General features: G+C 68.6%; 14 protein-coding genes. 6 read left to right on the plus strand and 8 right to left on the minus strand.

What is annotated here, in order from left to right; all coding sequences use genetic code 11:
• Window positions 1-93 precede the first annotated feature (93 nt).
• The 4 genes from F4560_RS00800 (at window position 94) to F4560_RS00815 (ending at window position 4,840) form a co-directional block, all read left to right on the plus strand.
• Entirely contained in the window at window positions 94-1,959 is a 1,866-nt protein-coding gene (locus F4560_RS00800; RefSeq protein ID WP_184914803.1) for a pectate lyase-like domain-containing protein, read from the plus strand.
• 166 nt (window positions 1,960-2,125) lie between these two features.
• Window positions 2,126-2,632 (plus strand): SigE family RNA polymerase sigma factor, encoded by a 507-nt coding sequence (locus F4560_RS00805; protein ID WP_184914806.1) that lies wholly within the window; start codon window positions 2,126-2,128, stop codon window positions 2,630-2,632.
• 17 nt (window positions 2,633-2,649) lie between these two features.
• Window positions 2,650-3,852: a hypothetical protein gene (locus F4560_RS00810; protein ID WP_184914807.1), complete on the plus strand. Its 1,203-nt coding sequence runs from the start codon at window positions 2,650-2,652 to the stop codon at window positions 3,850-3,852.
• A gap of 31 nt (window positions 3,853-3,883) precedes the next feature.
• Window positions 3,884-4,840 (plus strand): hypothetical protein, encoded by a 957-nt coding sequence (locus F4560_RS00815; protein ID WP_184914810.1) that lies wholly within the window; start codon window positions 3,884-3,886, stop codon window positions 4,838-4,840.
• Window positions 4,841-4,850: 10 nt separating this feature from the next.
• On the opposite strand, the gene F4560_RS00820 is transcribed toward F4560_RS00815, so the two are convergent.
• Genes F4560_RS00820 through F4560_RS00830 form a run of 3 tightly spaced genes read right to left on the minus strand, consistent with a single transcriptional unit; the run spans window position 4,851 to window position 6,139 of the window.
• On the minus strand, window positions 4,851-5,048 hold the full coding sequence (locus F4560_RS00820; RefSeq protein WP_184914812.1) for a GNAT family N-acetyltransferase: 198 nt from the start codon (window positions 5,046-5,048) through the stop codon (window positions 4,851-4,853).
• A 52-nt stretch (window positions 5,049-5,100) separates the two neighbouring features.
• Window positions 5,101-5,277: a DUF397 domain-containing protein gene (locus F4560_RS00825; protein WP_184914815.1), complete on the minus strand. Its 177-nt coding sequence runs from the start codon at window positions 5,275-5,277 to the stop codon at window positions 5,101-5,103.
• Between the two features lie 10 nt (window positions 5,278-5,287).
• Window positions 5,288-6,139 (minus strand): helix-turn-helix domain-containing protein, encoded by an 852-nt coding sequence (locus F4560_RS00830; RefSeq protein ID WP_184914818.1) that lies wholly within the window; start codon window positions 6,137-6,139, stop codon window positions 5,288-5,290.
• 629 nt (window positions 6,140-6,768) lie between these two features.
• Here F4560_RS00830 and F4560_RS00835 point away from each other — a divergent pair.
• Together F4560_RS00835 and F4560_RS00840 are read left to right on the plus strand one after the other, a co-directional pair.
• Entirely contained in the window at window positions 6,769-7,008 is a 240-nt protein-coding gene (locus tag F4560_RS00835; RefSeq protein ID WP_184914820.1) for an AMED_5909 family protein, read from the plus strand.
• Window positions 7,009-7,019: 11 nt separating this feature from the next.
• The gene (locus F4560_RS00840; protein WP_184914823.1) at window positions 7,020-7,886 is read left to right on the plus strand and encodes a helix-turn-helix domain-containing protein; all 867 of its coding nucleotides are present in this window, start codon (window positions 7,020-7,022) and stop codon (window positions 7,884-7,886) included.
• A 98-nt stretch (window positions 7,887-7,984) separates the two neighbouring features.
• Here F4560_RS00840 and F4560_RS00845 read toward each other — a convergent pair whose 3' ends face one another.
• From F4560_RS00845 to F4560_RS00865, 5 genes are read right to left on the minus strand one after another with little or no spacing between them, the layout of a single operon-like run.
• Window positions 7,985-8,536, minus strand: coding sequence for a GNAT family N-acetyltransferase (locus F4560_RS00845; protein WP_184914826.1), 552 nt, complete (start codon window positions 8,534-8,536; stop codon window positions 7,985-7,987).
• A complete protein-coding gene (locus tag F4560_RS45345) occupies window positions 8,533-10,002 on the minus strand; it encodes an ABC transporter ATP-binding protein (RefSeq protein ID WP_184914830.1) in 1,470 nt (489 codons plus the stop codon). Before F4560_RS45345 ends, F4560_RS00845 begins: the two co-directional genes overlap by 4 nt.
• The gene (locus F4560_RS00855) at window positions 9,999-10,769 is read right to left on the minus strand and encodes an ABC transporter permease (RefSeq protein ID WP_184914834.1); all 771 of its coding nucleotides are present in this window, start codon (window positions 10,767-10,769) and stop codon (window positions 9,999-10,001) included. Before F4560_RS00855 ends, F4560_RS45345 begins: the two co-directional genes overlap by 4 nt.
• Window positions 10,766-11,710 carry an ABC transporter permease gene (locus F4560_RS00860; protein ID WP_184914838.1) on the minus strand — a complete coding sequence of 315 codons (945 nt, stop codon included), beginning with the start codon at window positions 11,708-11,710 and terminating at the stop codon, window positions 10,766-10,768. The genes F4560_RS00855 and F4560_RS00860 overlap by 4 nt, the downstream gene beginning before the upstream one ends.
• Window positions 11,707-13,245 (minus strand): ABC transporter substrate-binding protein, encoded by a 1,539-nt coding sequence (locus F4560_RS00865; RefSeq protein WP_184914841.1) that lies wholly within the window; start codon window positions 13,243-13,245, stop codon window positions 11,707-11,709. The genes F4560_RS00860 and F4560_RS00865 overlap by 4 nt, the downstream gene beginning before the upstream one ends.
• Window positions 13,246-13,264: the final 19 nt, after the last annotated feature.

The raw sequence follows: 13,264 nt of genomic DNA on the forward strand, positions 1-13,264 counted from the left end.
GATCCCGGCAGGTGCAGTTGTGAGAGCGCTCTCTCGCATCGGCGGCCGGTCGGTCGGCGTTACTACCCCCATAGAGGCTAGTCAATGACGATCATGCCCCACGCAAGACGTGAGAGCGCTCCCACGCGCCGAGGTCGGGTGTTCGTGCTCGGCCTCGCGCTGGCCGCGACCGCCGTGACGATCGCACCGGCCGCGAGCGCCGACCCGCCCCGCCCCGGCACACCCGACCAGCTCGGCGTGAACGTCAAGGTCTTCGACCCGAGCATGCCGGTCGCCGAGATCCAGGCCGCCCTCGACGCCACCCACGCCGCCCAGGTGGACAACGAGATGGGCACCGAGCGGTACGCCTACCTCTTCAAGCCCGGCCAGTACGGCACCGCCGAGCAGCCGTTGCAGATCAAGGTCGGCTACTACACCGAGATCGCCGGCCTGGGCGCCTCACCGACCGACGTCGTCATCAACGGCAAGGTGGAGGTCTACAACCGCTGCCTCACCGAGGGTGGCACGGCCAACTGCCTCGCCCTGGTCAACTTCTGGCGCACGCTGGGCAACCTGACCATCAACATCGACGGAGCGGGCCAGGACGGGTGCCGTGCGGGCGCCAACTTCTGGGCCGTGTCGCAGGCCGTGTCGTTGCGGCGGCTCAACGTCACCAGCGGGACGATGTCCCTGATGGACTACTGCACCGCCGGTCCGCAGTACGCCAGCGGCGGGTTCATCGCCGACTCCCGGCTGCCCTCCACCGTCAACGGCTCGCAGCAGCAGTGGCTGACCCGCAACAGCGAGGTCGGGAGCTGGTCCAACGGCGTGTGGAACCAGGTCTTCTCCGGTGTCGTGGGCGCTCCCGACGACGCGGAGTTCCCGACCCCGCCGTACACCACGCTCGACACCACTCCGCTGAGCCGTGAGAAGCCGTACCTGTTCGTCGACGCGTCGGGCGCCTACAACGTCCGTGTTCCGGAAGCCCGCAAGAACACCAGGGGCGTCTCCTGGGCGGACGGCATGACCGCCGGTCGCACCATCCCGTTGTCCGACTTCTTCGTCGCGACGCCGGCCGACTCGGTGCGCGACATCAACAACCAGCTCGCGCGCGGCAAGCACCTGCTGCTCACGCCAGGTGTGTACGACATCGAGCGCAGCATCGAGGTCAAGCGCCGCAACACGGTGGTCCTCGGTATCGGCCACGCCACCCTCACCGCCGTCAACGGCTCCACCCCGGTGGACGTCGCGGACGTGCCCGGTGTCGTCATCGCCGGTGTCACGGTCGATGCCGGTACCGAGCTGTCGCCCGTGCTGATGCGGGTGGGCAAGAAGCACGGCAACCGCCCGAGTTCGCCGGCCAACCCGACCACGCTGTCCGACGTCTACTTCCGCGTCGGCGGGCCGCACGTCGGCAAGACCGACACGGCGCTGGAAGTCAACAGCGACAACGTGCTCATCGACCACACGTGGGTGTGGCGCGGTGACCACGGCGTCGAGGGCTTCACCGACACCGAGCGCTGGAACACGAACATCGGCCGCACCGGCGTGGTGGTCAACGGCGACCACGTGACGGCGACCGGTCTGTTCGTCGAGCACTTCCAGCAGTACAACACCGTCTGGAACGGCGAGCACGGCACCACCGTGCTCTACCAGAACGAACTGCCGTACGACCCGCCGACGCAGGCCGACTGGATGAACGGTGACGTCGAAGGCTGGGCGGGCTACAAGGTGGGCGACCACGTCCGGTCGCACACGCTGCACGGCGGTGGCATCTACGTGTTCAACCAGAACAACCCGTCGATCCACACCGAGAACGGCTTCGAGGTCCCGGAGACCCCGGGCGTCAAGCTGCACCACATCATGACGGTCAACCTCAGCGCGGGCGTCATCGACCACGTCGTCAACGGCGTCGGTGACGCGGCCGACATGACGAAGATCGGCGTCCCGGTCTACGTCGCGGAGTACCCGGCCCCGTAAGCCCCGGCCGCACAGGAACGTGAGCGGTGTCCGACCCGGCAGTCGGACACCGCTCACCCTTGTGTGCGGACTACTCCCGATCAGCCGGTCGTGATCACCCAAAGTTACGGGCAACGGCGTGCGGTGGGACGCCGTATAGGGGGTGACCGAGTGGAGGAGGTGTCGCGTGCACGATCGGGACCGCGAGTTCCGGGCGTACTTCGAGGCACGGGCGGCTGTCGTGCGGCGGACCGCCTACTTGTTGTGCGGTGACTGGCACAAGGCCGAGGACCTGGCGCAGACCGCGCTGGCCAAGGTCTACGTGCACTGGGGGCGATTGGACAGGGACGGGCGGATCGACGCGTACGTGCGCAAGGTGTTGGTGCGTGCCGTCATCGACGAGTCCCGGTGGCGGGGGCGTCGGCCGGAGACGGTCGTGGAGGCCGTGCCGGAGTCGGGCGCGTCGGTGACGGGGGTCGAGGAGGCCATCGACGTGCGGCGGGCGTTGGCCGCGCTGCCGCCGAGGCAACGGGCCGCGGTCGTGCTGCGGTACTGGGAGGACCTGCCGGTCGCCGAGACGGCGGCGGCGCTGGGGTGCAGCGAGGGAACGGTGAAGAGCCAGGTGTCCAAGGGTCTGGGCACGCTGCGCCGGGCGTTGGAGACCAGGCGGACCGTGGCGTGGGAGGGCTTGTGAGCGACGAGGTGCGGGACATGATCCGATCGGCGCTGGCGGACGAGCCGGGGTTGGGCCTGGAGTTCGAGCGGGTCGTCGCGGACGGGCGCAGGCGGCGGGCGAGGCGGCGTTTCGGCGCGTTGACCGCGGTCGCGGTGGGCGTCATCGCCGTCGTCGGGGTCAGCACGATGTTGACGGGGACGCCGTCGCAACCCGCGGGCCTTGCGTCCACGGTGCCGACGACCACGCCGCTTCCGGTCAACCCCGGCTGTGTGGTGCCCAAGATGACAGGCGGCTTCCCAGACCAACCGCGTGGCACGGCGAACCCCGACGAACTGGCCGAGTCCGGTCGGCTCACCGAGGCGTTCAAGCGGTTCGCGCTACCGGCTGATGTCCAGGCGAGTCCGCTGGAGCTGTGCGTGGTGCGGGGGAGTTGGGGCGGCACGTTCACGGTTGCCGGCGACCGGTCGGTCACGGTGTACGTGAGGCAGGTCGGTGGCCAGCCACCCGGTGAGTGCGTGCACTACAACCCGACTACGCAGTGCTCGACCAGGACGCTTCCGGACGGCTCGACGGCGCGGGTGATCGTGGAGCCGATGCCGGACGCGACGCTGGTCACTGCTGACGTGTGGCGGACGGACGGCACGTACGTGCACGTCGTGGAGACCGGCAGCCAGGGCTTGACGACCAGGGTGTTGAACGATGATCAACTGATTGCCCTGGCCACTGCCCCGCAACTGAGGGTGCAGTGGACCGGCCGATCGGAGCCCGCGGCGCCGTCCGACCGCCGTGCGGCCGAACTGGACCCGGTGTTGGCAGGTGCGCTGCCTCCCGGCCTCCGCGCCGAACCGATCCCCGGCGTGTCCGCCCAGCCCTTGAAGTTCCGCATCAGCCAGGGCGGGTACCGGGCGATGGCGAACCTGTCCGACGCGGCCGGTAGCGGGTGGCTGCTGGTGAACCTGGAGAAGCCCGGTGATGGCGAGGTGACCTGCGGCGACCGGGCGACGTGCGAGATCGTGGAGCTGTCCGACGGTCGCAAGGCGGCGATAGAGTCCAACACCGAGGGTGGCGTGAGCCGACTGTTCCTCAACACGAAGGCAACGGACGGCACCGTGATCAGCATCCACTCCACCAACGCCGCCAACACCGGCCCAGGCCGCGCCACCCCAACCCGCCCCTCCCCACCGCTGACCGTGGCCGACTTGGTCCGGATCGCCGAGCTTCCGGACCTTCACTGGTAGATCCGGGAGTTGCCGGACGGAATCATCGGCGGTGACGAATCAGGAAGTGATGTTCTACCTCAGCATCTCGAAGCACTCACCCTCGGACCGTGCACGGGCGCGCTTCGAGGGTGATTGCGTCTGGACGGAATTCGACGAGGTCGGCACCGTCTTCGACGGCCGTGAACTGACGTTGCAGGACTACCTTGAGGTCGAGGACCGATACGTACGCGTGGTGCGCGCGGTCATGGATTCGCTCGGCTCCCAGCGGGTGGTGCTGCGGCACGTCTTCGTGGCTGAGCTTCCGCCGGAAGAACTGGGTGAGCTGTACAACGGGCGTGTCGTAGACCGGCAAGAGGTCGAGATCCTGCTCCGCAACCTGCTCAGGGGAGCGGATTACAACGCCCAGTTCGACCTGGGTGACGGAGTGCACGTGCACGTCAGCTGGGACTTCTACCTGAGCATGTCCGGACCGCGCGATCTGTCGGCGTTCATCGAAGTCGCCGGTGAGTGCGGTCTCTACGTCAACCACAACTTCGAGGAGAAGGACGATCCGGACGATGACCCAGATCCGCCTCCTCTCGCGGATCACGACTTCTGGTCGTCGGTTCGCGGCGTGATCGAGGCGTCTGCCGGGCCGGTGTTGCTGATGGAACGGCGGGCAGGGGGGCGCTACGGGGAGGATTGGTACCTGGTCGGTGCCGAGGATCTGGACGACGTGGTGTCCCGACTCAGGGCCGGCGCGGAGGTGTTGGTCTACCCCGACCTGAAGGTGACCACCACGACGCCGGATGCCCTGGTCGAGTCCGTCGCCTCATCGGTCGGGTCGTTGGCGAGCATCGTGCTCTTCCGCCGGCCACGACCACGGCCCCGGTTGGACTACTTGGGGTTGAGCGAAGGGCTGGGTTCGACGGTTCCGGAAACCTTGCTGGGAGCCGAGGGCGTCGGCTACTTCTTGGACCCGGACCTGGAGGCGGACGACACTCGCTGTTTGCGGGCAGTTGTCTGAGTCAGTTGCGTCACACCGACCGGCAGAACGGCTCGGCCCCCGCGATACGGGTGTCGGTGTGCAGGTACAGGTTCCGATACCCCGGCGTGTCCGCCACGAACGCCGTCGCCATGTCGACCAAAGCCCGCGCCAACCCGCACCGGCGGTGATCAGGGCGCACGTACACCCGGAACAGTTGCGCAGTAGTGCGGCCTGCCCACTGACGCATGGAGGCCCGCACCCAGATGTTCGGGTGTGGGCCTCCTGCTGGAGTACGAGCGTCAGCGCGACGTGTTGGTCGCCGTCACGAACCGCCGCACGGCACCCGGCCCGGAGAACGCCAGCGCTGGACCGCCGGCGTCCTTCGAGTCCCGGATCGCGGCCAGGTCGTTCCGCAACTCGACGCAGTTCGTCGCCGTGTTGCTTCTGCTCGATCTCCTCCAATTCGGTGCGTTCATCGCATCCTCATCAATCGATCTGGCGAAGAGCGTCGTCGATGAGCGCAGAGGTCTGGTCCGCGCTCATCGCGACGTTCAACGCCTCGGTCGCGGCCCTGTCGAATGCCGCGATTTCCTCCGGCTGTTCGAGGAACAAGCCGGAAGTCTGGTTCTCCAGATGGACCACAGATTTCGCTGCGGAAATCGTGATGAGGCTGAACGCGCCGGCCAGAGCGGGGTTCCACTCGTCGTCGGTCGGGACTGCGCGAAGCTCTACATTGGGCAGTTGAGCCATCTTCAGCAGGTGCTCCAACTGCTCGCGCATCACGGCCGGGCCACCGAATCGCTGCCGGAACACGCCTGCACCGATCGCTGCGGTGAACTGAACCGGAGCCGACCTCGTCAGCACGTCGCGCCGACCCATGCGAATCGCGACGCGTGTTTCGATTTCGTCGTCGGGCACACCGCCCCGGCGCATGATGCTGCGGGCGTATCCGCCGACCTGGAGAAGGCCCGGCACGACGAGCGGGCTGATGTCGACGATCGCGCCGGCCAACTGCTCGATCTTGAGCAGAGCATGCAGCTGCTGCCGCTGCCCCGGTAGGTCTACTGCGAGCCACGCCAAGCTCGCGTCGTCGGGCTCTTCTCGTGCGAGAGCCAGCGCTCGCTCGCGATCAGGCCCGGTGACACCCAGCGCGCCCAGGAGGGCCGCCGTCAGCTCAACGTCCGGCGGGCGTTCACCGCTCTCGATTCGCGACATCGCACCCACTCCCAGACCCACCTGCCGCTCCAAGGCGCGCTGGCTCAGCGGCGGCTCGACCGCCTCGCGGCCGGCTTTGATCAAGGCGCCGAGGGCCATTGCTTTCGGGGTGCTGCGAACCATGCAGCACAGCATAGGGCCGGTGACAGCCGTCCTAGAGACGCCCGATCGGGGTATCGACAAGACATGCTGCGCAGCAGCACCCTTGTGTTGCGCAGCACCGCGCAGCGCAGGTCGAAGCAGCCCCCCACTCCGCTCGGAGGTCCCGATGGCGTTCAGTCGTAAGTTCCTTTGCCGAGACACCCTCGGCAGGCCGGCCACTACGACGGTGGCCGTCGACCAGGAAGCGTTCAGGAAGCTCCCGGGCGCTCGGTGATGGACCTACTGTTCGGTGCGGCGGTCGGCCTGCTGCCCGCACTCATCCTGCTGATCTCGACAAGGCGACGCGGTCCTTCGTTCGCCGAGCCCGGCGGCTACCTCCACCCAGAGCCACTGGCCACCCCTGGACCGGGTGGCCGGACATGCGCGGCGGGCGGTGGAGCAGCCGAGGTCTGGTCGGCGCCCGCCTCCGCCGCGTCCTCAGCTACCGCAGTGAGATGTGATGGCTGGGCCTCGACACCGCGCCTGTCTGTGTCCTCCTGGTCCAGGCAAGTGCGGCCGGAGGTGGGCACGTCTCCTCTTCCAACTGACGTGCCCGCCGCCTCCACCCGACCGGTGATGCAGTGATGACCCGCCAGGGACAGGTTTCTGATGTGCGGACCCTTGCCGGGGCGAAGTCCGCGCTGTCCCGGCTGGCACCGCCACCCGATGCGTCACCCGACCAACGGCGGGCCTTCCACGAGTACGCCGGCGGGGTGTACCGGCGGGTCGCCGAAACGGACCAGGACCACCACTACGAGGCGATGGCCTACGCGTACGTCGAACGGGAGATCTATGCGCCGCGGGCATCGTCAGCAGCAGCAGTGCAAGTGCCCGATCCCACCGACCTGTGACAGGAAAGCCGATGGTTACCGAGATCGCCGAGAAGATCCACAGGCAGCCCAGGCTGAGTACCGCGCTCAGCCGCGAACTGGGTGAGGAACTGCGCAAGATCCGGCGCAGGGCACGGATGGGTTCAGCCGAAACGGCCGACGCCCTGGGCTGGTCGTTGGGCAAGCTCAGCAAGCTGGAAACCGGCAGCCGGGGCACGAGCCCCGGCGAGATCGGCGCGCTGCTCGGCCGCCTGGGCACCGCCCCGCCCACCCGCGACCGGATCCTCGCCATCGCCGGCGAACCCGCCACCGGCAGCTTCATGCGACCGCACCGCACCGCCCCGGACACCCTGACCGCCCTGTCGCTGCACGAACGGATGGCACGGACCATCACGACCTACGAGCCGTTCACCGTCCCCGCCCTGGCCCAGACCCAGGACTACACCCGCGCCCTGACCGGTGACAGCGCGATCGCCGCCGCCCGGATAGCCCGACAAGAGGCACTTCACGCGCTGCACAACCTCAACCGCCCCCACACCATCCTCTACCTCCACGAGAGCGCAGTGCGCGGGATAGTCGGCGGCCCGGCGGTCATGCGGGACCAGATGCTGCGACTGGCCATGATGTGCGAGACGACACGCGTCACGCCGCGACTCATCCCGATGGACGCTCCGTTCGACCAAACCGTCCTGCGCCACGGCGCACTGCTGACCTTCGCAGAGCCGATCAAATCGCTGGCCTACGCAGAAACCGACACCGCAACCGTGTTCCACGAAGCCCCGCAGATCATCGCCCACTACGAGACCAAGATGCTGCGACTCGACACCCTGGCCCTGCCCCAGGCCCAATCCAGGGACGCCTTCACCTACTGGGCCGACGTGTACGACAAGGCCACCTGACTGGACCTCGGGCTTCATCATCGGCCCCGCGCAGCGGTCGATGAGTGAGGGTGCTGGACTGGTGGGCAGACGGAGGCCGCCTGCCCACCGGCAAGACCTCAGCGTCCCAACGGGATCTCGAAGTGGACGGTTTGGAAGGTAATCGGGTCGCCGTCACGGGCGTCGTGCACCTCCTCGGCCACCGACCGCCAGAACGGCTCGGCCCCCGCGATACGGGTGTCGGTGTGCAGGTACAGGTTCCGATACCCCGGCGTGTCCGCCACGAACGCCGTCGCCATGTCGACCAAAGCCCGCGCCAACCCGGACCGACGGTGATCGGGTCGCACGTACACCCGGAAAAGTTGCGCAGTAGTGGGCTCCGGGTAACGGGCCGCCAGCCAAGCCGGATGCGGTGGGCTGGAAGGCGCCGTCGCACGCACACCAGTGGTCGCCACCACCTCGTCGCCCTTCACCGCCACGAACAACGCGTGCCGCGAAGGCCGCACGTACGCACCCTGCAGATCGATCACGTCACCGTGCCATTCCGGCCGATACCCGTAGCCGAACTCCTGGTAGAACGTATCCAGCATGACACTGCGCGCCCCCGGCAAATCAGCCGCACGCGCCCGACGGACCTCATAGGGCCCCACTTCACGGTGGTACTCGGTCATGTCCTCTTCTCCTCTGTTCCTTCCATCGCTCGACCCAACAGGCCGATGGTCACCGGGTGCGTGGGGGCGCCCAGCACGTCGCCCGCCGCACCGTGCTCGACAAGTTCTCCTTGGTGCAGCACCGCGACGCGGTCCGCCAGCCGCGCAACCACGGCCAGGTCATGGCTGATCAGCACCAAAGTGCACGTCAACGCCGCAAGCTGGTCCAACAAACCAGCCTGCGTCAACGTGTCCAAACCGGACGTGATCTCGTCGCACACCAGCACGTCCGGCCGGGCGAGTAGCGCGCGCACCAAAGCGGCCCGCTGCAACTCGCCACCCGACAACCCCGCAGGTCGACGCGCCACGGTCTCCGAGTCCAGCCCCACGGCCGCCAACTCGGCCAGAGCCAACGCGCGAGCATCAGCCACGCCGCCCAGCCGCACGGCAGTCCGACTGACCTGGTCCAGCACCGTCCGATAAGCATCGAACGACGCACGAGCGTCCTGGAACACGTACTGCACAGCAGCCAACTGCCCCCGCGAACGCCGTCGCAACGACCGGGGCAGCGGCCGGCCGTCGAGCAGCACCTCCCCGTCAAACGTGGGGTGCAACCCGGCGATGCACCGCGCCAGAGTCGTCTTCCCACTCCCGGACCGACCCACGACAGCAAGCCGCTCACCCGCCCCGACCCGCACATCAACGGAACGCAGCACAGTCGTGGACCGGTGCCGGGCGGAAAGTGAACGGGTCTCCAGCCGAGGCGAAGCAAGCCCACGCGCAGTCGGAACAGTGACGCGGGGCTGGGCGGCGACCAAAGCGGCCGTGTAAGGGGAACGGGGACGTGAGAGCACGTCAGCCGTAGACCCCGCCTCCACCACCTGACCCGCACGCAGCACCACCACCTCATCCGCCAACGCGCGCACCACGTCCAAGTCATGCGTCAGCAGCACCAGAGCAACTCCCTGCGCCACCACCGACGCCAGCTCGTCCACCACCTCCGCCCGCGTAATCGGGTCCTGACCGGTAGTGGGCTCGTCCGCGACAAGAACCGCCGGATCACCCACCAGCGCCTGCGCCAACACCACCCGCTGCTGCTGCCCACCGGACAGCTCATGCGGATACCGCCGCAGCAACTCCACCGGCACCCGCGCCCGACGCAACGCGGTCGAGATCAACGAATCAGGAACACCCGGGTGCAACGCCGCGATCTCCCGGAACACACCCCCCAACCGCCGCACCGGGTTCAAAGCGGCCGACGGCTGTTGCGGCACGAACGCGACCCGCCCGGTCACCGTGACCCGCCCGCTCACCGACACCCCCGGCGCGTGCTCCCCGAGCAACGCCAACCCGGTCGTCGTCTTCCCGCTACCGGAGGCACCCACCAAAGCGACCACCTGCCCGGCGGACAAAGCGAAGCTCACCCCGTCGACCAACGTGTGAGACCCCGCCACCGCACGCAGACCCTCGACATGCACGACAGTCATGCCCGAGCCTCCGCCCGCAGCGCACGGTCGAACACCAGGTTCAGCCCCACCGACAACGCCACGATCAGCAACGCCGGCACGACCACCGCCCACGGCTGGAGGAACAGCCCCACCCGGTTCCGGTCGACCATGACCGCCCAGTCCGCCGCATCCGGCGCCACCCCCACCCCCAGGAAACTGGCCGACGCCACCAGATACAGCGCACCGGTCAGCCGCACGCCCGAGTCAGCCGCCAACGTCCGCAGCATCGACCGTCCTGTGTAGACGATCGACGTCCGCCACCACGTCTCGCCCTGCAACCGCATCGCCTCCAACGCCGGACGCCCGGAGATCTCCAACGCCGAAGCCCGCGAAATCCTTGCCACATCAGGAAAGTTGACCAGCGCAACCACCAGGACGAGCACCGACAGACCCGGCCCGGCAATGGCCGCCACCAGGATCAGCACGAGCAGCGACGGCACCGCGAGCAGCAGGTCCAGCGGCCGCATCAGCACCTCGTCAACGATCCGAACCCGCGACATGGCCGCCACAACGCCCCACGGCACGCCCACCAGATAAGCGAGCAACGTCGCCAGCAACGCGACCAACACCACCGTCTGCCCACCCGCGAGCACCTGGTGCCACACGTCCCGGCCCACGAAATCCGTGCCCAACGACGAGTTCGCCACGAACGGCGCCCCGCGCGTCAACGAATCCGGCACGAACAACGGCCCGAGCAGCGCCAACGCCAACGGCACCACGACGAGCAGCGCACCGACGCCCCTCATGCGATCGCCACCGATCGCGGCGCGAGCCGGAACACCACGAGGTCGGCGACCAGGTTCACCACCACCGTGGTGACCGCGAAGACCACCGCCAAGCCCTGCACCACCGGCAGGTCACGGCCCGCGACCGCGTCCACCAGGATCGTGCCCAGGCCGGGAATGACGAACACCGCCTCGACCACGATCACACCGCCCAACAGCCAATCAACAGTCCGCGCCACCTGCTGCACGGCCGGCGCCAAAGCGGACGGAAGCGCGTGCGCGAACCGGACTCGCGTCACACCGATCCCCAGCCGAAGGGCGTGGCGGACGTGGTCCGAGGCCAGCGCGTCGATCATCCCCGCCCGCACCAACCGGCTGATCGAGCACAACGGCCGGGCCACCAGCACCACCAGCGGCAGCACCAGCACGGCCGGTGAAGCCAACAGGTCCGCCCCCACCGCCGTGGGCGGCAGCCACCGCAACTGCACCCCGAACACCGCGATCAGCACCACGGCCAGCGCGAACTCCGGGATCGAGTGCAGGCCCACGGTGACGGTCGTGACCACCCGGTCCAACGGCCCGCCTTCACGCAACGCCGCCAGCACACCGAGCAGGACCGACAACGGGATCAGCAGCACCAAGGCCAGCAGCGCCAGCACGAGCGTCGGCCCGAGCCCGTCGTGCAGGAACTCGGCGACCGGTCGACCGGAGAACAGCGACACCCCGAAATCGCCGTGCGCCAGCCCCCACAGCCACGAGCCGAACCGGTCCAGCGCGGGCCGGTCCAGCCCCATCGCGACCCGGATCTCCTCGATCCGGCGCGGGTCCGGGTTGTCGCCCGCCAACGCCACCGCCGCGTCCCCTGGCAACGCCTGCACCAGCAGGAACACCACGGTTACGACGGCGAGCACCTGGATCACGCCGATCGCCAGCCGCCGAAGAGCGTACCGGCGCAGGCTCACCCCAACCACACCTTGTCGAACCGCGCCCAGTCGAGCGTGTTCGCGGGCGCGGTGGAGATGCCGCCGACGTTGGGCGCCGCGCCGACGATCCAGTCCGCGAAGCCCCACATCAGGTAGCCGCCCTCGGCGTGCAGGGAACGCTGCATGTCGCGGTAGACCGACGTGCGCTCACCAGCATCCACAGTAGACACCGCGCGGTCGTAGAGCGCGTCGAACTCCGGCCGCGCCCACTTGGTCACGTTGGTGCCCGAACCGCTCAACAGCCGCTGCGCGATGTGCGTCTCGATCGGCATCGCACCGGACCGGAAGCTCGACATGGACCCGTTCTTCAGCGTGTCGGCCCAGTAGCTGTCCTTGTTGCCGGTGACCACCTCGATGGTCAGCCCCGAGCCCTTGACCTGGTCGGCGAACACCGTGGCCGCCTCCACCATCCCGGCCGCGGCGGTCGACGTGTCCAGCTTGACCGTCAGCCCCTCGGCACCGGCCCGGCGGATCAGGAACTTCGCCTTGTCCAGGTCACGCGTGCGCTGCGCGATGTCGTCGGCGTAGTGCTGGTAGCCCTTGCCGAACAGGTCGTTGCCCACCTGCCCCGCGCCCGCGAGCACCGACTCCACCAACTGCGGACGGTCGGCCAGCAGGAACATCGCCTCGCGCAGGTCCCGGTTGTCGAACGGCGGCCGGTCCACCTTCATCGCGAACGCCTGCACGGCGCTGTTCGGCGCACGGTGGATCGCCAGCCGGTCACTGCCGCTGTGACTGCGAGCGGTGGTCGGGGTCAGGTCGTGCGCGTACTCCACCTGCCCGCCGAGCAGCGCGTTCGTCCGCGCCGACTCCTCGTTCGCGATCACGAACTCCAGCTCGTCCAGGTGCGGCGCGCCCTCCCAGTACTCGGCGTTGCGCTTGAGCAGCACCGACTTGCCGGGCTCGAACGACACGAAGCTGAACGGCCCGGAGCCGACCGGCGCCGTGAAGTCCTCGGCCCCGGCGGGCACGATGTACGCGCCGAACGCGGCCAGCACGTTGGGGAACTCCACGAACGGCCGCTTCAGCGCGAACTCCACCGTCCGGTCGTCCACCGCACGGCTGTTCGCCAGATCGATCAACGCGAGGCTGGACTTGGCCCGGAACGCGCGGTTCGAGTCGAGGATGCGGGCGTAGCTGGCCAGCACGTCCTCCGCGCGCACCGGCTGGCCGTTGTGGAACGTGGCCTCACGCAGGGTGATCCGCCAGCGGGTCAGTGCGGCGTCCGGTTCCCACTTCTCGGCGAGTCTGGGCTGCGCCGAGACATCCGGACCGAGGTCGGCGAGCTTGTCGTACAGCGCCTTGGACCGCGCGGCCTCCACGAACAGGTTCGCCAGGTGGGGGTCCAGCACTTCCTTGGCTCCGCCGCCCGCGAACGCCGCACGCAGCCGTCCGCCGGCGCGGGGCGTGGAAGGGGCGGACGTCTGGGCGCCGGTGGTGCCGCACCCGGTGAGGGTGGCGATCGAGAGACCGGCGGTGAGGCCGAGGAAGCCGCGGCGGTTGAGGGAGTGCATGGTCGATTCCTTCCAGTGA

It is taken from the genome of Saccharothrix ecbatanensis (assembly GCF_014205015.1).
Classification (GTDB): domain Bacteria; phylum Actinomycetota; class Actinomycetes; order Mycobacteriales; family Pseudonocardiaceae; genus Actinosynnema; species Actinosynnema ecbatanense.

Bases quoted from the DNA above. Each gene is read 5' to 3' on its own strand.
- F4560_RS00800 (WP_184914803.1), top strand. From the start codon at position 94: ATGCCCCACGCAAGACGTGAGAGCGCTCCCACGCGCCGAGGTCGGGTG.
- F4560_RS00840 (WP_184914823.1), top strand. From the start codon at position 7,020: ATGGTTACCGAGATCGCCGAGAAGATCCACAGGCAGCCCAGGCTGAGT.
- F4560_RS00825 (WP_184914815.1), bottom strand. From the start codon at position 5,277: ATGAACGCACCGAATTGGAGGAGATCGAGCAGAAGCAACACGGCGACG.
- F4560_RS00830 (WP_184914818.1), bottom strand. From the start codon at position 6,139: ATGGTTCGCAGCACCCCGAAAGCAATGGCCCTCGGCGCCTTGATCAAA.
- F4560_RS00810 (WP_184914807.1), top strand. From the start codon at position 2,650: ATGATCCGATCGGCGCTGGCGGACGAGCCGGGGTTGGGCCTGGAGTTC.
- F4560_RS00820 (WP_184914812.1), bottom strand. From the start codon at position 5,048: ATGCGTCAGTGGGCAGGCCGCACTACTGCGCAACTGTTCCGGGTGTAC.
- F4560_RS00845 (WP_184914826.1), bottom strand. From the start codon at position 8,536: ATGACCGAGTACCACCGTGAAGTGGGGCCCTATGAGGTCCGTCGGGCG.
- F4560_RS45345 (WP_184914830.1), bottom strand. From the start codon at position 10,002: ATGACTGTCGTGCATGTCGAGGGTCTGCGTGCGGTGGCGGGGTCTCAC.
- F4560_RS00855 (WP_184914834.1), bottom strand. From the start codon at position 10,769: ATGAGGGGCGTCGGTGCGCTGCTCGTCGTGGTGCCGTTGGCGTTGGCG.
- F4560_RS00865 (WP_184914841.1), bottom strand. From the start codon at position 13,245: ATGCACTCCCTCAACCGCCGCGGCTTCCTCGGCCTCACCGCCGGTCTC.